Annotated in this window: 19 protein-coding genes; 13 read left to right on the top strand and 6 right to left on the bottom strand. The window is 72.9% G+C overall.

What is annotated here, in order from left to right; translation table 11 throughout:
- Window positions 1-85: 85 nt before the first annotated feature.
- Both PUR53_RS31345 and PUR53_RS31340 read right to left on the bottom strand, forming a co-directional pair.
- Window positions 86-1,537: a PH domain-containing protein gene (locus PUR53_RS31345; RefSeq protein ID WP_329910415.1), complete on the bottom strand. Its 1,452-nt coding sequence runs from the start codon at window positions 1,535-1,537 to the stop codon at window positions 86-88.
- 2 nt (window positions 1,538-1,539) lie between these two features.
- Window positions 1,540-2,055 (bottom strand): PH domain-containing protein, encoded by a 516-nt coding sequence (locus PUR53_RS31340; protein WP_329910414.1) that lies wholly within the window; start codon window positions 2,053-2,055, stop codon window positions 1,540-1,542.
- A gap of 31 nt (window positions 2,056-2,086) precedes the next feature.
- On the opposite strand from PUR53_RS31340, the gene PUR53_RS31335 reads away from it, so the two are divergent.
- The gene (locus tag PUR53_RS31335; protein ID WP_329899783.1) at window positions 2,087-3,247 is read left to right on the top strand and encodes an NADH-quinone oxidoreductase subunit D; all 1,161 of its coding nucleotides are present in this window, start codon (window positions 2,087-2,089) and stop codon (window positions 3,245-3,247) included.
- A 14-nt stretch (window positions 3,248-3,261) separates the two neighbouring features.
- On the opposite strand, the gene PUR53_RS31330 is transcribed toward PUR53_RS31335, so the two are convergent.
- Entirely contained in the window at window positions 3,262-4,260 is a 999-nt protein-coding gene (locus PUR53_RS31330) for an SAM-dependent methyltransferase (protein WP_329910413.1), read from the bottom strand.
- A gap of 208 nt (window positions 4,261-4,468) precedes the next feature.
- On the opposite strand from PUR53_RS31330, the gene PUR53_RS31325 reads away from it, so the two are divergent.
- Window positions 4,469-5,671, top strand: a complete 1,203-nt coding sequence (locus PUR53_RS31325; RefSeq protein ID WP_329910412.1) for a sensor histidine kinase — start codon at window positions 4,469-4,471, stop codon at window positions 5,669-5,671.
- Between the two features lie 130 nt (window positions 5,672-5,801).
- Entirely contained in the window at window positions 5,802-6,473 is a 672-nt protein-coding gene (locus tag PUR53_RS31320) for a response regulator transcription factor (RefSeq protein WP_329899786.1), read from the top strand.
- A 114-nt stretch (window positions 6,474-6,587) separates the two neighbouring features.
- Here PUR53_RS31320 and PUR53_RS31315 read toward each other — a convergent pair whose 3' ends face one another.
- Both PUR53_RS31315 and PUR53_RS31310 read right to left on the bottom strand, forming a co-directional pair.
- Entirely contained in the window at window positions 6,588-7,718 is a 1,131-nt protein-coding gene (locus tag PUR53_RS31315) for a DUF5937 family protein (protein ID WP_329899787.1), read from the bottom strand.
- A gap of 182 nt (window positions 7,719-7,900) precedes the next feature.
- Window positions 7,901-9,118: a threonine aldolase family protein gene (locus PUR53_RS31310; protein ID WP_329910411.1), complete on the bottom strand. Its 1,218-nt coding sequence runs from the start codon at window positions 9,116-9,118 to the stop codon at window positions 7,901-7,903.
- 223 nt (window positions 9,119-9,341) lie between these two features.
- Here PUR53_RS31310 and PUR53_RS31305 point away from each other — a divergent pair, with 223 nt between their 5' ends.
- The 10 genes from PUR53_RS31305 to PUR53_RS31260 all read left to right on the top strand — a co-directional run bounded on the left by PUR53_RS31305 (window position 9,342) and on the right by PUR53_RS31260 (window position 17,783).
- Window positions 9,342-10,298 (top strand): Rossmann-like and DUF2520 domain-containing protein, encoded by a 957-nt coding sequence (locus PUR53_RS31305; RefSeq protein ID WP_329910410.1) that lies wholly within the window; start codon window positions 9,342-9,344, stop codon window positions 10,296-10,298.
- Entirely contained in the window at window positions 10,295-11,287 is a 993-nt protein-coding gene (gene panC / locus PUR53_RS31300; RefSeq protein ID WP_329899790.1) for a pantoate--beta-alanine ligase, read from the top strand. The genes PUR53_RS31305 and panC overlap by 4 nt, the downstream gene beginning before the upstream one ends.
- Window positions 11,284-12,999 (top strand): L-aspartate oxidase, encoded by a 1,716-nt coding sequence (locus tag PUR53_RS31295; protein WP_329899791.1) that lies wholly within the window; start codon window positions 11,284-11,286, stop codon window positions 12,997-12,999. Before panC ends, PUR53_RS31295 begins: the two co-directional genes overlap by 4 nt.
- 5 nt (window positions 13,000-13,004) lie before the next feature.
- The gene (nadC, locus tag PUR53_RS31290; RefSeq protein WP_329899792.1) at window positions 13,005-13,988 is read left to right on the top strand and encodes a carboxylating nicotinate-nucleotide diphosphorylase; all 984 of its coding nucleotides are present in this window, start codon (window positions 13,005-13,007) and stop codon (window positions 13,986-13,988) included.
- Between the two features lie 14 nt (window positions 13,989-14,002).
- Window positions 14,003-14,800 carry a type III pantothenate kinase gene (locus PUR53_RS31285; protein ID WP_239756472.1) on the top strand — a complete coding sequence of 266 codons (798 nt, stop codon included), beginning with the start codon at window positions 14,003-14,005 and terminating at the stop codon, window positions 14,798-14,800.
- A 276-nt stretch (window positions 14,801-15,076) separates the two neighbouring features.
- The gene (locus PUR53_RS31280) at window positions 15,077-15,799 is read left to right on the top strand and encodes a hypothetical protein (RefSeq protein ID WP_443078224.1); all 723 of its coding nucleotides are present in this window, start codon (window positions 15,077-15,079) and stop codon (window positions 15,797-15,799) included.
- Window positions 15,800-15,818: 19 nt separating this feature from the next.
- Window positions 15,819-16,010, top strand: coding sequence for a hypothetical protein (locus PUR53_RS31275; RefSeq protein WP_329899793.1), 192 nt, complete (start codon window positions 15,819-15,821; stop codon window positions 16,008-16,010).
- A 128-nt stretch (window positions 16,011-16,138) separates the two neighbouring features.
- Window positions 16,139-16,600, top strand: coding sequence for a BlaI/MecI/CopY family transcriptional regulator (locus PUR53_RS31270; protein ID WP_443078225.1), 462 nt, complete (start codon window positions 16,139-16,141; stop codon window positions 16,598-16,600).
- Window positions 16,601-16,609: 9 nt separating this feature from the next.
- The gene (locus PUR53_RS31265; protein ID WP_192333584.1) at window positions 16,610-17,143 is read left to right on the top strand and encodes an amino-acid N-acetyltransferase; all 534 of its coding nucleotides are present in this window, start codon (window positions 16,610-16,612) and stop codon (window positions 17,141-17,143) included.
- 304 nt (window positions 17,144-17,447) lie between these two features.
- Window positions 17,448-17,783 carry a histone-like nucleoid-structuring protein Lsr2 gene (locus PUR53_RS31260; RefSeq protein ID WP_033524724.1) on the top strand — a complete coding sequence of 112 codons (336 nt, stop codon included), beginning with the start codon at window positions 17,448-17,450 and terminating at the stop codon, window positions 17,781-17,783.
- On the opposite strand, the gene PUR53_RS31255 is transcribed toward PUR53_RS31260, so the two are convergent.
- On the bottom strand, window positions 17,762-18,418 hold the full coding sequence (locus PUR53_RS31255; protein WP_329899794.1) for an SCO3374 family protein: 657 nt from the start codon (window positions 18,416-18,418) through the stop codon (window positions 17,762-17,764). The genes PUR53_RS31260 and PUR53_RS31255 overlap by 22 nt on opposite strands.
- Between the last annotated feature and the right edge of the window lie 87 nt (window positions 18,419-18,505).

The raw sequence follows: 18,505 nt of genomic DNA, 5'->3' as shown, positions 1-18,505 counted from the left end.
TGTCCGGGCGGTCCCGGGTCTCCCCGCCCCGGCAGGCGCCGACTTACTCGTCCGCGCCCCGTTCGCGCACCGGCCCCGCCGTGTCCTACGCCATCCACCGGTCCGGCAGCGCCTCCCGACGGCCCGTGCGGGAGCGTTCCGCCTGGGCCCGTAGCAGGGCCGCCGCCTCGTCCGCGTCGCGCAGTCGCGCCGTCACCGTCTTGTTCGCGCCGGTGTCGACATGGACGTCGGCGAGCCGCTTGTACCGCTTCCAGGGCCCCTGCGACAGCCGCACACTCTGCACCTTCGCATGCGGCACGAGGTCGAGCCGGCGCCGCAGCAGCCCGTGCCGCGCCGCGAACACCTTGTCGTCGACGGCCAGCCCGTACCCTCGCCACCACCACGGCACGCACCACCGCGCCCGCCCCGGCGGCCGTACGAGCGCCGCCGCGCCCGGCACGTCCACCCCCGGCAGCACCCGCGCGATCACCGACTCGGCCACCTCGCGCGGCGCGACCGGCAGCAGAACGGAGTTCGTCGAGCCCGCCACGTCCAGCTCGACCCGGACCCATCCGCGGCGCCGCCACAGCAGCGGTTCGACGAGGCGCACGGTCTGCACGCGGCCGGGCGGCACCGTCTCGTGGGCCCGGTCGAGGAGCCCGTGGTCGATGCGGAGCCCGTCGGGGGAGTCGCCCACCGTCCAGTCGTACTCCGTGACGAACCGTCCCACGCTGCTCGCCCCGGCCGCGCCGAGCAGCGGCAGCGCGGTCGCGAGGACGGTCCACACGCTCTCCGTGGCGAACCACAGCACGGACGGGACCACGACCGCGGCCACCAGGGTCCCCCACGTGGCGCCGGTCAGGACGAGGGACATCGCCAGCACGCCCGCCGGGACCTTCAGCAACTGCCGTACGGGCGCCTCGCCGACCTCGTGCGCGGTGTCCGGCGCGAAACCGGCCGCGCGGGCCAGGAGTTCGGCCCGCAGCGCGCCGGCGTGCGCCTCACCGAGATACGCCAGCTCGTCCTTCTTGTCGGTGCCGACGACATCGAGTCTGAGTTTGGCCACGCCCGCGATCCGGGCCAGCAGCGGGCGGGTGACGTCGATGGCCTGAATGCGTTCGAGACGGATGTGGGCGGTGCGGCGGAACAACAGGCCGGTGCGGATGCGCAGTTCGCTGTCGGTCACCGCGAAGTGGGTGAACCACCAGGTCAGGAAGCCGTAGAGGGCGGCGGCCGGGAGGAACACCGCGAGCCCGATCAACAGGGTCGTCGTGTCGAGCCGCAGCAGCTGCCGCTGTGCGCCGTCCGGATCGTGCACCCCCCAGCCGATCAGCACCGCCACCGGTGCCCAGGCCCGCCGCAACGGCGTCACCGGATGCAGCCGATGCTCGACGACCGGCTTCCCCACCCCGGCCGCGCCGGCCGCCCCGTCCGTCCGTACGCCCTCCGTCGTCTCCGTCTCCGACTCCGTCTGGGGCGTCGCCGCCTCCGCCGCCGCCGCGCCCTCGGCTCGTACGGTCTCGTCCCCCAGCGCCCCGCCCGCGTCCTGTGCCGACATCGTCACAGCCCTGCCGATCGGGCCTCGCCCAGTTGGGTCAGGTGGTCGCGCAGGCGTTCCGCCTCGGCCGGGTCGAGGCCCGGGATGCGGGCGTCCGTGGCGGCTGCGGCCGTGTGCAGCTGCACGCTCGCCAGGCTGAAGTGCCGCTCGACGGGACCCGAGGTCACCTCGACCAGCTGCATGCGCCCGTACGGCACGACGGTCTCCTCGCGCCAGAGCACACCCCGGCTGATCAACAGGTCGTCGGCCCGTTCGGCGTACCGCCACGACCGCCAGTTGCGGCCCAGCATCGTCCACCCCCAGAGCAGCAGCCCCAGGGGCAGGAGCGCGAACGCCGCCCACGGCGGCCCAGCCAGCCAGCCCAGCAGGACGGCCGTACCGACGGTGATCGGCACCAGCCACACCACCAGGAACAGCCGCCTCATCCGTAGTAGGCCGGGCGGCAGTCCCGTCCAGACCGGTTCGCCCTCCGCCCGCCCGGCGCCGTCCTCGAAGGTCCCCAAGCTCCCCGTCTCCATTCCGAAAGCGTACGTACGACAGACTGTGCCCATGACCTCCCCGACGGAGACCCGAGAGACGACGGTCGGTATCGGCGGTGCCGCCGAGAGCACGGACATGGTGCTGAACATCGGCCCGCAGCATCCGTCCACGCACGGTGTGCTGCGGCTGCGGCTGGTCCTCGACGGCGAGCGCATCCAGCACGCCGAGCCGGTGATCGGCTATATGCACCGGGGCGCGGAGAAGCTCTTCGAGGCGCGTGACTACCGCCAGATCATCATGCTCGCCAACCGCCACGACTGGCTCTCCGCCTTCTCCAACGAACTCGGCGTCGTGCTCGGCGTCGAACGCATGCTCGGCATGGAGGTCCCGGAGCGCGCGGTCTGGATGCGCACGCTCCTCGCCGAGCTGAACCGGGTCCTGAACCACCTGATGTTCCTCGGTTCGTACCCGCTGGAGCTCGGCGGCATCACCCCGGTCTTCTACGCCTTCCGGGAGCGCGAGGAGCTCCAGAACGTCATGGAGGAGATCTCCGGCGGGCGGATGCACTACATGTTCAACCGGGTGGGCGGTCTGAAGGAGGACCTGCCGGCGGGGTGGACCGCACGCGCGCGCGTGGCCGTCGCCGACGTCCGCTCCCGTATGGACGTCTTCGACGACCTGGTGCTCGGCAACGAGATCTTCCGGGGGCGTACGCGGGACGTGGGCGTCCTCGCGCCGGAGACCGTGCACGCGTACGGGGTCAGCGGCCCGATCGCCCGCGCCTCCGGTGTCGACTTCGACCTGCGCCGCGACGAGCCGTATCTGGCGTACGGCGACCTCCAGGACGTCCTGCGGGTCGTCACCCGGGACGAGGGCGACTGCCTCGCCCGCTTCGAGTGCCTGCTGGAGCAGACGCACAACGCCCTCGCCCTCGCCGACGCCTGCCTGGACCGGCTGGCCGACCTCCCGCCCGGCCCCGTCAACCAGCGTCTGCCGAAGGTCCTCAAGGCCCCCGAGGGACACACCTACGCCTGGACCGAGAACCCCCTCGGCATCAACGGCTACTACCTCGTCAGCAAGGGCGAGAAGACCCCCTACCGCCTCAAGCTCCGCTCCGCCTCGTACAACAACATCCAGGCCCTCACGGAACTGCTGCCGGGCACGCTGGTGGCCGACATGGTGGCGATCCTGGGCTCGCTGTTCTTCGTGGTGGGGGACATCGACAAGTAGGGCGGCCTGCCTCCCTAGCCGCGGGGCAGCGGGTCCGGGATGCCGACCGGCTGCAGCAGCCACCCGAAGTTGCCGAGGCCGCCCGGCGCGGTCAACTCGGCGGCCTCTCCCGCGCCCGCGAGGGCCCGTACGTACGCCGCCGGGTCGCTGGTCGCCAGGGAGAGCGGTGGACGGCCTCCGGTGACCCCCAGGGCGCGCAGGGCCTCCCGCTGGGTGAGCAGCCGGGCCCCCGGCAGCGCGCACGCGTCCAGCGCCACATGCGCGGTGATGTCGCACGACCCGTCCGGGACCGGCGTGGTCTCCCGCCCGTCCCGGAACCCGGTGAGCGTCCCGAAGGGCGGCCGGGAGCCGGCCAGGTGCGCGTAGTCGACGGCGACGGCGAGCCCCCGCTCGACGCCCGCCACGGCGGCGGCCCACGCCAGGTCCCGGGGCAGTCCGACCTCGGCCCGCAGCCCCTCCTCCGGGGCGAGCGGCCACCACCGGCCCAGCCACTGCGCCTCGGCCCCGCCGGCAGGCGCCCCGAGCGTCTCGCCGCCGTCCTCCGCCACGAGCACCAGCCGCGCCACGCCCGCCGCGTCCACCTCGACGACGTCCACGGGCACGTTGTCCAGCCACTCGTTGGCGAACAGCAGCCCGCGGACCCCCGTCGGCGGCTCGGCCGTCCACTCGATGCGGTGATCGAGACCGGGGGGCCGGTCGGCCAGTTCGACGGCCCACGCGCGCGTGCGGGACGCGACATCGGCGGGCAGCGCGTCCAGTACCCCGCCCACCAGTTCCCCGCGCCCGGCCGCCATGTCCACGAACGCGAGCTCGCCCGGCCGCCCCAACGCCTCGTCGACCCGGCACAGCAGCCGGGCCACGGCGGCGGCGAAGAGCGCGGATGCGTGCACGGAGGTGCGAAAGTGCGCGGAGGGCCCCTCCGGCCGCAGGTAGAAGCCCTCGGGCCCGTACAGCGCCTCCTCGGCCGCCGCCCGCCAAGGCCGCGCCCCCTCAGGGGCGCGGGGCCCTGACATATGCGTCTCCGCCGCGTGGGCGTGATCGGCCCCACACGACCCGCAGCCGCGAACCGACGCACCCTCCCGGGCTCCTGGGCGATCCCTCATCACGCCAGGCTAAGCGGAACGGCCAAGGCCGCCTCCACCTTGGGGAGTACATGCCCCCGTCATGGATCGGCCCTCCGGTTGACCCGGGCACACCGCGCGCTTCCCTACGCTGGGTTACGTGCAGCGCCTCTATGACTTCCTCCGCCGACACCCGACATGGGTCGACAGCTTCTGGGCCGTCGTCCTGCTCGCGGTGACCATGGCCGGCGGAGCGATCGACCCGGACTACGCGACCGACATGAACGAGACCGCGTTCGTGGTGATCTCGCTCGTGCTCTGTCTGTCGATCGCCCTGCGGCGCCGTATGCCCGAGAAGATGCTGATGCTGGCCGCCGCGGCGGGCATCGCGCAGCTCATCCTCGACGTGCCCCGCATCCCGGCCGACTTCGCGATGCTCGTGGTCATCTACACGGTCGCGGCGAACGGCGCCCGCTGGGCCTCCTGGTTCGCCCTGGGCGGCGGCCTCTGCGCGGCGACGCTGGGGCAGCTGCGCTGGACCGAGGACGACACGAGCACGATGGGCAACGCGGTGCTCGCGCTGTTCCTGACCGTGCCCTTCGCGCTGGCCTGGGTCCTCGGCGACTCGCTGCGCACCCGCCGCGCGTACTTCGCGCAGCTGGAGGAGCGTGCCGCCCGCCTGGAGAAGGAGCGCGAGGCACAGGCCAAGGTCGCGGTCGCCGCCGAGCGCGCCCGGATCGCCCGTGAACTGCACGACGTCGTCGCGCACAACGTGTCCGTGATGGTCGTCCAGGCCGACGGTGCCGCCTACGTCCTCGACGCCGCCCCCGACCAGGCGAAGAAGGCCCTGGAGACGATCTCCTCCACCGGCCGCCAGGCCCTCGCCGAGATGCGCCGCCTGCTGGGCGTGCTGCGCACCGGCGAGCACAAGGAGGTCGGCGAGTACGTCCCGCAGCCCGACGTCGAGCAGATCGACGACCTGGTCGAGCAGTGCCGGGTGGCCGGGCTGCCCGTCGACTTCAAGATCGAGGGCACCCCGCGCCCGCTGCCCAGCGGTGTGGAGCTGACGGCGTACCGCATCGTCCAGGAGGCTCTCACCAACACCCGCAAGCACGGTGGCCCGAACGCCGGTGCGAGTGTCCGGCTGGTCTACTTCGACGACGGTCTCGGTCTGCTCGTCGAGGACGACGGCAAGGGCGCGCCCCACGAGCTGTACGAGGAGGGCGGCGCGGACGGCCAGGGGCACGGCCTCATCGGGATGCGGGAGCGCGTCGGTATGGTCGGCGGCACGCTGGACGCGGGCCCCCGCCCCGGCGGCGGCTTCCGGATCAGCGCCCTGCTGCCCCTGAAGACCGCGCACTGACAAGGCCGCGCCGGCCGCTGACACCTGTAGACGCCGACGGCCGGCACCCGACAATCAGCACCCGACACTCGGCACCCGTCAGCTGACATCCGCCGGCTGACCCCCGACCTGTGAGACGGAAGAGGACCCGATGGCGATCCGCGTGATGCTCGTCGACGACCAGGTGCTGCTGCGCACCGGGTTCCGGATGGTGCTGGCGGCCCAGCCGGACATGGAGGTCGTGGCGGAGGCGGGCGACGGCGTCGAGGCCCTCCAGGTCGTACGGTCGACCGAGGTGGACGTGGTCCTCATGGACGTCCGGATGCCCAAGCTGGACGGGGTCGAGGCCACGCGTCGCATCTGCGCGGAGCCCGAGCCGCCCAAGGTGCTCATCCTGACCACCTTCGACCTCGACGAGTACGCCTTCTCCGGGCTGAAGGCGGGCGCCTCCGGCTTCATGCTCAAGGACGTGCCGCCCGGTGAACTGCTGGCCGCGATCCGTGCCGTGCACAGCGGGGACGCGGTCGTCGCGCCCTCCACGACCCGGCGGCTGCTCGACCGGTTCGCCCCGATGCTCCCGGGCACCGGCTCGGAGCCCGGGCACAAGGAGCTGGAGCGGCTCACCGAACGTGAGCGCGAGGTCATGATCCTCGTCGCCCAGGGGCTCTCCAACGGTGAGATCGCCGCCCGCCTCGTCCTCTCCGAGGCCACGGTCAAGACCCACGTCGGCCGCATCCTCACCAAGCTGGGCCTGCGCGACCGGGTCCAGGTGGTCGTCCTGGCGTACGAGACCGGGTTGGTACGGGCGGGGGGACACGGCTGAGGCGGGTCGGCTCAGGCTGAGACCGTCGGCGTACGGGCGGGTGGCCGGAGTACGGGCGAGGTGGGTCGGCGTACGGGCGGGGTGGTCGGCGTACGGCTCATTCGGTACGGCCGGTCATCTGAGCAGGCCCTCCAGGAAGTCGCTCCCCAGCCGGGCCACCACCGCCACGTCCAGCTGGTGGAGCACATACCGGCCCCGGCGGCGCGTCGTGAGGAGGCCCGCCTTCTTGAGGACCGCCAGGTGCCGGGAAATCTCCGGCGGGGTCATGCCGAGCATCTGGGCCAGCTCGCCCGTGGTGTTCGCGCTGCGGGCCAGATTGCGGCACAGACGCATCCGCACGGGGTGGGCCAGCGCGGTCATGCGCAGGGCGAGCTGCTCCACCGGGAGCGGGGCGGCGGGCTCGGCCGCGCTCACGGGATACTGGATCACCGGCTGCCAGCCGAACCGGTGCAGGACGGTGAGATGGGGCCGGCCCAGGCTGGTCGGCACGAGCAGCAGACCGCCGTCACCGGTGTGCGTACGGCCCTCGACCAGCTTGTCCACCACGATCCGCCCCGCAGCCCCGTCCGCGCTCTCCACGCCGTCCAGGGTGAGTGACGGTGAGACGGCACCCAACGCCCCAGCGAGCCCCTTGTGCCGCAGCAGCTCGGTCTTGTGGCGGGCGTCCGCCGCGAGCGGGTGGCACAGCCGGGACCAGGTCTCGGCGAAGAAGGCCTCGTCGCAGTCCTCCAGGAACTGCCGCAGCCAGGCCCGCACTCCGGGCGGGTCCGCCAGCAGCCGCCGGGCGAACAGCAGTTGCCGCGGGCCGCGCGCGGCGGCCAGCTCCAGGGCGCGGCGCCGCATCTCCGGGTCGGCCAGCGGACCGGGCCGCCGCGAGTCGTAGGCGTATCCGGGGGAGCAGACGAACTCCAGCCCGGCGTCGACGAACTGGTCGTCCGTCAGTTTGTCCAGCAGATCGAGGTCGTCGGCGAGCGTCGCGCCCGGGAGGGTGTCCCGGCCGGGGATCCCGGCGAAAGGCATGAACAAGTCCGAGAACGACGTACGCCACAGGAAGTCCGCCTCGGACATCCGGTCGGCGAGATGCGCGTCGAGCCGGGCGGTCACCCCCGTCACCCAGCCCTGGAGCCCCGGGTGGTGCCCGGGCTCGGACAGCACGTGCAACGCCATGCCGAGCTCGGCCAACGGCGACGGCACGACAGCCACCCTCTCCCGACGCAGCCCGGCGATGTCGATCCGCACACCCATGCCCCCATGGTGCCCCGGACCACTGACACCGCCCGGCTAGCCGTCGCGGCCGGGTCACGCGACCCCGCGATTGTCGGGCGGCGGCCTGGCGCGTCCGGGTCACGCGGCCTTCCGGTTGTCACACGGCCCCGGTCGCTTTGTCCCCCAGCCCCCAGCCCCCGGCCCCCGGTCGCCGGGCGGGACTATTCGCGGGCCACCTTCTCCACCAGTCCCACGAAGTCCGCCACAGCCGCGTGGACGTCGTCCGCCGTCCACTCCAGTGCCGCGGCACGGACCTCGATCTCCGTGACGGCCAGGCCCGGTCCGCCCTGGTCCCACGGGCGGGCGAAGAGCAGCGTGTTCGTCTGTTCGCCCTGGCGGACCGCGGCCTCCGCGGCGACGTCGACCTCGTACGGCAGCCAGACCTGGAACTCGTGGATGTGGGGCTCCCCGGGGTGCACACGGGCCCACGGCACCCCCGCCGCCGCGAACCCCTCGCGCAGCGCGGCCGCGACCACGCGCGCGTGGCGGACGTACTCCGGCAGCCGGGGCAGCTCGCGCTCCAGGCCGACGAGGGCCGACAGGGCGGTGGGGAACTGCTGGAAGAGCTGCCCGCCGTACCGGTGCCGCCAGGCCTTCGCCTCGTCGATCAGGGTCCTGGGCCCGGCGATCGCGGCACCGCCGTAGGCGCCCAGCGACTTGTAGTACGACACGTAGACGCTGTCGGCGAGGGCCGCGATCTCGTCGACGGGGCGGCCGAAGTGCTCGGTGGACTCCCACAGCCGGGCCCCGTCGAAGTGGACCACCGCCTCCCGCGCGCGTGCCGCCTCGGTGACCTCCTCCAGCTCCTCCCAGGAGGGGAGCAGGAAACCGGCCTCCCTGAGCGGCAGTTCGAGCATCAGCGCCCCGAAGGGCTCGTCGAGACCGCGTACCTCCTCGGCGGTCGGCTGCCTCGGTTCGCTCGTCAGCCGCACCGGCCGCAGACCGCTGACCTGGCTGAACGCATGACGCTCGTACATCTCGGGGTGGGACAGGGCGTGCAGGGCGACGGCCGGGTTCCCGGTGCGGGCCGCCCAGCAGCGCAGCGCCACCTGCTGGGCCATCGTGCCGGTCGGGAAGAACGCGGCGGCCTCCATGCCGAGCAGTGCGGCCGTCCGCTCCTCCAGGGTCTCGACGACTCCGTTGCCGTAGATGTCGGCGGTCTCGTCCAGGTCGTACACGTCCCCGGCGGCGTCCAGCAGCGCCAGGCGCTCCCGGACCGTCGCCAGCGCGCTCGTCCGCGCCAGCACCCGCTCGGCCGCCCGCTGGGCGACCTGGCGCCGCCGGTACCGCAGGGCCGCCGAGGACCCCTCGGGCGCCTCCCCCCGCGAGGCCGTCCCCGCCGTGTCCGCCGCCTGCGCCGTGTCCGCCGTTTCGCTCATCCCGGGATCATCCCCTGGCCCGTCCGGCCCGGCACCCCGATTTCCCGACAGGCGGCCCACGCACCCGGCCCACGCCCGCGGACTCTCGGACCGCGACCTGCGGAAACGCGCCGCGGCCGCCCACAGCCTGTGGACAACCGAACGCCCCTCGAACCAATCGCGTTAACATGACGAGAAATCGTCCGGTACCCAGAGCGGACTGGAACGGGAAGGCCGCCACCGAGTGAGTACATTCCAGCAACCAGAGCCGAAGGACCGCCCCGCGCGGCTCACCGTCGGTGTCGTCGGCGCCGGCCGGGTCGGCCCCGCGCTGGCGGCGTCGCTGCGACTGGCCGGGCACCGCCCGGTGGCCGTCTCCGGGGTCTCCGACGCGTCCAGGCGCCGCGCCGCCGAACTGCTGCCCGACGTCCCGCTGATGCCGCCCGCCGATGTGCTGCGCCACGCCGACCTGGTCCTGCTGACCGTCCCCGACGACGCCCTGCCGGGTCTCGTCGAGGGCCTCGCGGAGACCGGCTCCGTACGGCCGGGGCAGCTCCTCGTGCACACCTCCGGGCGGTACGGCGCGAAGGTGCTGGACCCCGCGCTGCGGGTCGGGGCGCTGCCGCTGGCGCTGCACCCCGCGATGACGTTCACAGGGACGCAGGTGGACGTGCAGCGGCTCGCCGGGTGCTCCTTCGGGGTCACCGCCCCGGACGAACTGCGGCTGGCCGCCGAGGCGCTGGTGATCGAGATGGGCGGCGAGCCCGAGTGGATCGCCGAGGAGAACCGCCCGCTGTACCACGCGGCCCTCGCCCTGGGCGCCAACCACCTGGTCACCCTGGTCGCCCAGTCCATGGAGCTGCTGCGCACGGCCGGGGTCACCGCCCCCGACCGCATGCTCGGCCCGCTGCTCGGCGCCGCCCTGGACAACGCCCTCCGCTCGGGCGACGCGGCCCTCACCGGCCCCGTCGCGCGCGGGGACGCCGGCACGGTCGCCGCGCACGTCGCCGAGCTGCGCGCGCACGCCCCGGCCACCGTCGCCGGATATCTGGCGATGGCCCGCGCGACCGCCGACCGGGCCCTCGCCCACGGCCTGCTCAAGCCGGAGCTGGCCGAGGATCTGCTCGGCGTGCTCGCGGGCGGGACGGACCGCGCCACCGGAGCGGGCGGCACCGACGGGACCGAAGGGGACGCCCGATGACCATCACCGTGCTGCGCACCGCCGACGAACTGCACGCACGCGCGCGTGCGGGACGCCGGGCCGTCGTGATGACGATGGGCGCCCTGCACGAGGGCCACGCCACCCTGGTCCGTACCGCGCGCGAGATCGCCGGCGACGCGGGCGAGGTCGTCGTGACCGTCTTCGTCAACCCCCTCCAGTTCGGCGCCGGCGAGGACCTCGACCGCTACCCGCGCACCCTGGACGCCGACGTCAAGCTCGCCGAACAGGCGGGCGCGGACGTGGTGTTCGCCCCGTCCGTGGACGAGGTCTACCCGGGCGGCGAGCCCGAGGTCCGGATCACTGCCGGTCCCATGGGGGAACGCCTGGAGGGCGCCTCCCGCCCCGGGCACTTCGACGGCATGCTCACCGTCGTCGCCAAACTGCTCCACCTCACCCGCCCCGACGTGGCGCTCTACGGCCAGAAGGACGCCCAGCAGCTCGCCCTGATCCGCCGTATGGTCCGCGACCTGAACTTCGGCATGGAGATCGTGGGCGTCCCGACGGTCCGCGAGCCCGACGGACTGGCCCTGTCCAGCCGCAACCGGTACCTGTCCACCGAGGAGCGCCGCACCGCCCTGGCGCTCTCCCAGGCGCTGTTCGCGGGCCGCGACCGGCACGCCGCGCAGGAGGCGCTGCGCGCGCGTGCCCGCGAGGTGCCCGCCACGCGCGCGCGTGCCGAGGCGCTGAGCGCGATCGGCGAGTCCCGCGCCGCCGCCGACGCGCACGCCATGGCCAAGTCCGCCCCCGGCGGCCCCGCCGCCGTCCGCGCCGCGGCCCGGCTGGTCCTCGACGAGGCCCTGCGCATGAAGCCGCCGCTGACCCTGGACTACCTGGCCCTGGTGGACCCCTCCGACTTCACCGACATCCCCGACGACTTCACCGGCGAAGCCGTCCTCGCCGTCGCGGCCCGGGTGGGGACGACCCGGCTGATCGACAACCTCCCCCTGACCTTCGGAGCCGCCTCGTGACCAGCACAGGCATACGACTGCACGCGCCCGCACCGGGCTGGTCCATCGACGCCGACGTGGTCGTCGTCGGCTCGGGTGTCGCCGGCCTCACCGCCGCACTGCGCTGCGAGGCCGCCGGCCTGACCACGGTCGTCGTCACCAAGGCCCGCCTCGACGACGGCTCCACCCGCTGGGCCCAGGGCGGCATCGCCGCGGCCCTCGGCGAGGGCGACACCCCCGAACAGCACCTGGACGACACCCTGGTGGCCGGCGCGGGCCTGTGCGACGAGGACGCCGTACGGCTGCTGGTCACCGAGGGCCCCGACGCCGTACGCCGGCTGATCGCGACCGGCGCCCACTTCGACGAGTCGGAGGAGGGCGGCCTGGAGCTGACCCGCGAGGGCGGCCACCACCGCCGCCGCATCGCCCACGCGGGCGGCGACGCCACCGGCGCCGAGATCTCCCGGGCCCTCGTCGAGGCCGTACGCGCGCGTGGCGTGCGGACCGTGGAGAACGCGCTCGTCCTGGACCTGCTGACGGACGCCGACGGCCGCACCGCCGGAGTCACCCTGCACGTCATGGGCGAGGGCCAGCACGACGGCGTGGGAGCCGTGCACGCCCCCGCGGTCGTCCTCGCGACGGGCGGCATGGGCCAGGTCTTCTCGGCGACCACCAACCCGTCGGTGTCGACGGGCGACGGCGTGGCCCTCGCCCTGCGCGCCGGCGCGGAGGTCTCCGACCTCGAATTCGTCCAGTTCCACCCGACCGTGCTGTTCCTCGGCGCGGACGCGGAGGGCCAGCAGCCCCTGGTCTCCGAGGCCGTGCGCGGCGAGGGCGCCCACCTGGTCGACGCCGACGGCACCCGCTTCATGCTCGGGCAGCACGAACTGGCCGAACTGGCGCCCCGGGACATCGTCGCGAAGGGCATCATGCGCCGCATGCAGGAACAGGGCGCCGAGCACATGTACCTGGACGCCCGGCACTTCGGCGCGCACATGTGGGAGCACCGCTTCCCGACGATCCTCGCCGCCTGCCGCGCCCACGGCCTCGACCCGGTCACCGAGCCCATCCCGGTCGCCCCGGCCGCCCACTACGCCTCCGGCGGCGTCCGCACCGACTCCCACGGCCGCACCACCGTGCCCGGCCTCTACGCCTGCGGCGAGGTCGCCTGCACCGGTGTCCACGGCGCCAACCGGCTCGCCTCCAACTCCCTCCTGGAGGGCCTGGTCTACGCCGAGCGGATCGTCGCCGACATCGCCGCCACCCACGCCGGGAACGGCCTCCACGCGCGCGTGCCCCAGCCCGTCCCGCACGCGGAGCAGCCCGCGCACCCGCTGCTCGCCCCGGAGATACGGTTCGCGATCCAGCGAACCATGACCGAGGGCGCCGGCGTGCTGCGTTCCGAGGCGTCCCTGGCCACCGCCGCGGCCGCCCTGGACCGGCTGCACGCCCAGGCCCGCGACGCCCTCGCCGAGAACGGCAAGACGGCAGAGCCCGGCGTCGACACCTGGGAGACCACCAACCTCCTGTGCGTGGCCCGCGTCCTGGTCGCCGCCGCCCGGCTGCGCGAGGAGACCCGCGGCTGCCACTGGCGCGAGGACACCGCCGAGCGCGACGACACCGCCTGGCGCCGCCACATCGTCGTACGGCTGAATCCGGACCGGACGCTCGCCGTACACACCACGGATACCGCAGACTTCCCCCCGACCCGGCAGCACCAGCAGGAGCAGTGACAGACGTGAGCACCCCCGACCTTCCCCTCGCCCAGAGCGGCGGCTGCGGCGACGGCTGCGCCTGCGGCGCGGACGACGGCCTCAGCGAGGAATACCTGGAGTGCGGGCTCGATCCCGCGCTCGCCCAGCTCCTGGCCGACGCCGGACTCGACCCCGTGGAGGTCGAGGACATCGCCAACGTCGCCATCCAGGAGGACCTCGACCACGGCGTGGACGTGACCACGGTCGCCACGATCCCCGAGGACGCGCGCGCCACCGCCGACTTCACCGCCCGTGAGGGCGGCGTCGTGGCGGGCCTGAGAATCGCCGAGGCGGTCCTCTCGGTGGCCTGCTCCGACGAGTTCGAGGTCGAGCGGCACGTCGACGACGGCGACCGGGTGGAGGAGGGGCAGAAGCTCCTCAGCGTCACCGGCGCCACCCGCGACCTGCTCACCGCCGAGCGCAGCGCCCTGAACCTGCTGTGCCGCCTCTCCGGCATCGCGACCGCCACGCGCGCGTGGGCGGACACCCTGGAGGGCACCAAGGCGAAGGTACGCGACACCCGCAAGACGACGCCGGGGCTGCGTTCCCTGGAGAAGTTCGCGGTCCGCTGCGGCGGCGGGATCAACCACCGCATGTCCCTGTCGGACGCGGCCCTCGTCAAGGACAACCACGTGGTCGCCGCGGGCGGGGTCGCCCAGGCCTTCGAGGCCGTGCGCGCGATGTTCCCCGAGGTGCCGATCGAGGTCGAGGTCGACACCCTGCACCAGCTGCGCGAGGTCGTCGACGCGGGCGCCGATCTGATCCTCCTGGACAACTTCACCCCGCTCGAGTGCGAGGAGGCCGTCTCGATCGTCGACGGCCGCGCCCTCCTGGAGGCCTCGGGCCGGCTGACCCTCACCAACGCGAAGGCGTACGCGGACACGGGCGTCGACTTCCTGGCCGTCGGGGCCCTGACCCACTCGTCCCCGATCCTCGACATCGGCCTCGACCTGCGCGCGGCCGAGTAGGACGGGGACGGGCCATGCTGCTGACCATCGACGTGGGCAACACCCACACCGTCCTCGGTCTGTTCGACGGCGAGGACATCGTCGAACACTGGCGCATCTCCACGGACGCGCGCCGCACCGCCGACGAACTGGCGGTCCTCCTCCAGGGCCTCATGGGCATGCACCCGCTGCTGGGCGAGGAGCTGGGCGACGGCATCGACGGCATCGCGATCTGCGCGACCGTGCCGTCGGTGCTGCACGAGCTCCGCGAGGTGACCCGCCGCTACTACGGCGACGTCCCCGCGGTCCTCGTCGAGCCGGGGGTGAAGACGGGCGTCCCGATCCTCACCGACAACCCCAAGGAGGTCGGCGCCGACCGCATCATCAACGCCGTCGCCGCCGTCGAGCTGTACGGCGGTCCGGCCGTCGTCGTGGACTTCGGTACGGCGACGACGTTCGACGCGGTCAGCGCGCGAGGTGAGTACGTCGGCGGGGTCATCGCGCCCGGAATCGAGATCTCCGTCGAGGCGCTCGGCGTCAAGGGCGCCCAGCTCCGCAAGATCGAGGTCGCCCGGCCGCGCAGCGTGATCGGCAAGAACACGGTCGAGGCGATGCAGTCCGGGATCGTGTATGGGTTCGCCGGACAGGTCGACGGTGTGGTGAGCCGGATGGTCCGTGAACTGGCCGACGATCCCGAGGACGTGACGGTCATCGCCACCGGGGGGCTCGCGCCGATGGTGCTGGGGGAGTCCTCGGTGATCGACGAGCACGAGCCGTGGCTGACGCTCATCGGGCTCCGCCTGGTGTACGAACGCAACGCGTCCCGGCTCTGAGGGGGCGCGGTACGGGGTGGGGGTTCGGGTGCGCCGACGACCGCGGGTGCGTGGGGGCTGGCCGCGCAGTTCCCCGCGCCCCTGAAAAGCAGGGGCTGCGCCCCGTGCTTTGCAGGCCCGCAGGGGCCTGAAGCTTTTGGGGGCGCGGGGAACTGCGCGAGAAGCCCCACCGGCCCGCAGCCGACCGACATAAAACGCCCCCCACGCGGGTGGAACCGACGGCGCCACGCCCCCTCATCCCATCTGTTTTGTCTGATTAGCGCGTATCGTCTTCGCATGCCCACGCCCCACGGAACCCGCGGCGGCATGGCGTTCGGCGCCGAGGAGCTGCGTGTGCTCCGCCGTGCCCTCGCCCTCGCCCTCAACCCCAGTCCCGTCTCCGCGGAGGAGGTGCAGGACTGCCTCCGGCTCGCCGAGTCCGTCGACGAGGCGGCCCGCGAGGACGCCCGTCTGAGGGCCTTCCTGCTGGCCGACCTCGCCCGGTACCGCGCCGCGCTCCCCGGCACGGTCACGGGCTACGCGGCGCTCCTGACGCAGGCCCTGGACGCCGGGTACCGCCCCCACCCGGACGACCTCGCCGCCCTGCGCGCCCTGCGCGGCAACCCCACCGCCGCGGCCCTCCTGGAGCGCTGCCGCCCGCTCGTCGCGCAGGACGTGCGCGCCTGTTTCGCGGGGCGCGCGGCCGCCTCGGCCGTCGTCGTCCCCGCCTCCCGCTCGGCTTCGGGTCGCTCGCGGCTCCGGCTCACCGCGCTCCCCGGCGGTCTGGTGGAGCAGGACACGCAGCACGCCCCCGCACGCGCCGCCGGCGAGCCCGCCCGTCCGAAGCCCGCCCGGCCGTCCCGCCCAGCCGAACCCGCCGACAAGCCCGGTCCGGTGCCCCGCCCCGACGCCCCGCGCCCGTCCCGCCGCCCCATCCCCACCCCCGGCGAGGTCTTCCCGCCCAAGCGGAAACCGGCCGCCCCGCCCGCGAACCCGCCCCAACAGCTGGCCGCCGTCTAGCCCTGGCTACCCTGGACGCATGGACTACGTCTCCGCGCTGCTGCCTCCCTTCGTGATGGCCGCGCTGTTCATCAGCGTCATCCGGGTGATCGTGAAGACCCAGGGCGGCCCCAACAAGGCCAAGGAGGACGCGGTGGTCGACGCGGCCCTCGCCCGCGCGGAGCACACCCGCCAGGCCGGCGGCGACGGCTCCCGGGGCCCCGGCGCCTGACGCTCACCGCTCCGCCCCAACGGCGTACGACTCGTGTGTTTTTCGAGTCGTACGCCCTTTTTGTTCCAACTCTCCGGATAGTGTGCGGAACTGTGCCTCGCCCATTGGGAGAACTCGAAGACGCGGTCATGACGCGGGTGTGGAAGTGGAACCGCCCGGTGACGGTTCGGGAAGTCCTGGAAGACCTTCAGCGGGAACGGTCCATCGCCTACACCACCGTGATGACCGTTCTGGACAATCTCCATCAGAAGGGCTGGGTGCGCCGGGAGGCGGAGGGCCGGGCCTATCGATATGAGGCGGTCTCCACTCGCGCCGCCTACGCGGCCGCACTCATGAACGAAGCCTGGTCGCAGAGCGACAACCCCGCCGCCGCGCTGGTCGCCTTCTTCGGGATGATGAGCGAGGAACAGCGACTGGCGCTCACCGACGCCGTGCGCATCGTGCAGGGCCCGGGCCTCGGCAAACCCGAACCCGCCGCGCCCGCCGCCCCCGTCCGCGAAACCCCTGTTGAAACCGCCGACGAATCCGTCGAATCGTCCGGTGAAACACAGGGGACCCCCGGCGAATCACCGGATCTCCCCGGGCGATAGCGTCCGCTCATGCCAGCAACGAGTCCCGAAGCCACCACAAAAGCCATCACCGTCAGGCGGGCTCGGACCAGCGATGTCCCGCACGTGCGCGACCTCCTCGACTCCTACGTCCAGCGCCGCATCCTGCTCGACAAAGCCACGGTCACGCTTTACGAGGACATCCAGGAGTTCTGGGTCGCGGAACGGGACGACAACGCGCAGGTCGTGGGCTGCGGTGCGCTGCACGTCATGTGGGAAGACCTCGCGGAAGTCCGCACTCTCGCGGTGAACCCGGACGCCAAGGGTCTCGGTGTCGGTCACCAGTTGCTGGAGAAGTTGCTGCACACCGCTCGCTGGCTGGGTGTTCGACGGGTTTTCTGTCTGACCTTCGAAGTCGAGTTCTTCGCGAAGCACGGGTTCGTGGAGATCGGTGAGACTCCCGTCGACACCGATGTCTACGCGGAGCTGCTGCGTTCCTATGACGAGGGCGTCGCGGAGTTCCTCGGTCTCGAACGAGTGAAACCGAACACCTTGGGCAACAGCCGGATGCTTCTGCATCTGTGATCGCCGACGGAGACCAATTCCGGCTAGGCGTTCCCAGGGGACCTTCCGGGAGAGCTTCCGGTGAGGGTCGCCTTGCCCACGGGGTCTATGTCCGAAACGCACATATTTCCGGTCTTCCCCTGGCTCCTCGTCCTCTCCGGTGTCTCTCCCCGGTCTCTCCTCGGTCTCTCCCAGGGGTTTGTGTTTTTCCTGGAAAAGCGGTTTGCTTTCCGACGTACTGCAGTACTGCATATAACAGGGGACGTGAAACAGCGGCGCTCGCCGCAGGCCCTCGGCCCTGAAGTTATCGATGAAAGGAAATCCGGTGGCACAGAAGGTTCAGGTCCTTCTTGTCGACGACCTCGACGGCGGCGAGGCTGACGAGACCGTGACGTTCGCGCTGGACGGCAAGACGTACGAGATCGACCTCACGACCGCCAACGCGGACAAGCTCCGTGGCCTTCTCGACCCCTACGTCAAGGGTGGTCGGCGTACCGGAGGCCGTGCGGCGGGTGGGCGCGGCAAGGCCCGTGCCGCTTCCGGCGGCAGCCAGGACACCGCGGCCATCCGCGCCTGGGCGAAGGAGAACGGCTACGAGGTCAACGACCGCGGTCGCGTCCCCGCCTCCATCCGCGAGGCCTACGAGAAGGCCAACGGCTGAGATTCCGACGGCCCGGTGCTCGCGCGCCGCAGCCGGACGCGGTGGCAGTGCGTCGCCACCGTGTCCACCACTCGCACGAGGTCGGGGGCGCCCCCACCGCCCCCCAACGCCGAGATGCTCGGCAGCGAGGGTTCGACCTCGCACCCCGGCTCGGGGGGCCGCACCCACTCGGCGGCCCCCTGTGAACCGTCCTCCCCGCGCACGCCCCCATGCCTTCCGGCTCCGCCCGGAGGCGCCGGCGCGACCAGGTGACCGCCCGTTCCGACGGCAGTGAGGTCCAGGTCGAGGCCGCCCCAGTCCAGCCACTGCAACAGCCCCGGCAACTCCTCCGCGCTCCCGGCCGCGACCAGCAGCAGCATCCGCCCGCCGCACAGCGCCACCGGTGAACCCGGACCGGGCATCGGCCCCAGATGCCGGAGCGCCGCGACCCCCGCTTCCGCGGGGACGTCGAGCACATCGAAGCGCAGCCCCGTAATGAGATGCAGGGGCGTCCCGGGCACGGTCGCCCAGCCGAGATCGTTCTCGTACCACCACCGCACCGCGTCGCACGGGCCCTCACCCGGAACATCGCGCGGGGCGACGGCCGAGGAAGCGCTCGGGTCGAGCGGTCGGCGGGGAAGGGGGACGATGGTCATGTCAGGAGCAACCGGGCGAAGGGGCCCAGAGTTACGCTGGGTTTCGGTCCGGATGCAGGGAGTGCCGGGAAAGGGGGCGTTCCACAG

The organism is Streptomyces sp. SP18BB07 (assembly GCF_036322545.1).
Lineage (GTDB): Bacteria > Actinomycetota > Actinomycetes > Streptomycetales > Streptomycetaceae > Streptomyces > Streptomyces deccanensis.
The sequence above is the reverse complement of the archived record's forward strand: the minus strand, read 5'-3'. Positions and strand labels throughout refer to the sequence as shown.

Bases quoted from the DNA above. Each gene is read 5' to 3' on its own strand.
- PUR53_RS31345 (WP_329910415.1), bottom strand. From the start codon at position 1,537: ATGTCGGCACAGGACGCGGGCGGGGCGCTGGGGGACGAGACCGTACGA.
- PUR53_RS31340 (WP_329910414.1), bottom strand. From the start codon at position 2,055: ATGGAGACGGGGAGCTTGGGGACCTTCGAGGACGGCGCCGGGCGGGCG.
- PUR53_RS31335 (WP_329899783.1), top strand. From the start codon at position 2,087: ATGACCTCCCCGACGGAGACCCGAGAGACGACGGTCGGTATCGGCGGT.
- PUR53_RS31330 (WP_329910413.1), bottom strand. From the start codon at position 4,260: ATGTCAGGGCCCCGCGCCCCTGAGGGGGCGCGGCCTTGGCGGGCGGCG.
- PUR53_RS31320 (WP_329899786.1), top strand. From the start codon at position 5,802: ATGGCGATCCGCGTGATGCTCGTCGACGACCAGGTGCTGCTGCGCACC.
- PUR53_RS31315 (WP_329899787.1), bottom strand. From the start codon at position 7,718: ATGGGTGTGCGGATCGACATCGCCGGGCTGCGTCGGGAGAGGGTGGCT.
- PUR53_RS31310 (WP_329910411.1), bottom strand. From the start codon at position 9,118: ATGAGCGAAACGGCGGACACGGCGCAGGCGGCGGACACGGCGGGGACG.
- panC (WP_329899790.1), top strand. From the start codon at position 10,295: ATGACCATCACCGTGCTGCGCACCGCCGACGAACTGCACGCACGCGCG.
- PUR53_RS31285 (WP_239756472.1), top strand. From the start codon at position 14,003: ATGCTGCTGACCATCGACGTGGGCAACACCCACACCGTCCTCGGTCTG.
- PUR53_RS31280 (WP_443078224.1), top strand. From the start codon at position 15,077: ATGCCCACGCCCCACGGAACCCGCGGCGGCATGGCGTTCGGCGCCGAG.
- PUR53_RS31275 (WP_329899793.1), top strand. From the start codon at position 15,819: ATGGACTACGTCTCCGCGCTGCTGCCTCCCTTCGTGATGGCCGCGCTG.
- PUR53_RS31270 (WP_443078225.1), top strand. From the start codon at position 16,139: ATGACGCGGGTGTGGAAGTGGAACCGCCCGGTGACGGTTCGGGAAGTC.
- PUR53_RS31265 (WP_192333584.1), top strand. From the start codon at position 16,610: ATGCCAGCAACGAGTCCCGAAGCCACCACAAAAGCCATCACCGTCAGG.
- PUR53_RS31255 (WP_329899794.1), bottom strand. From the start codon at position 18,418: ATGACCATCGTCCCCCTTCCCCGCCGACCGCTCGACCCGAGCGCTTCC.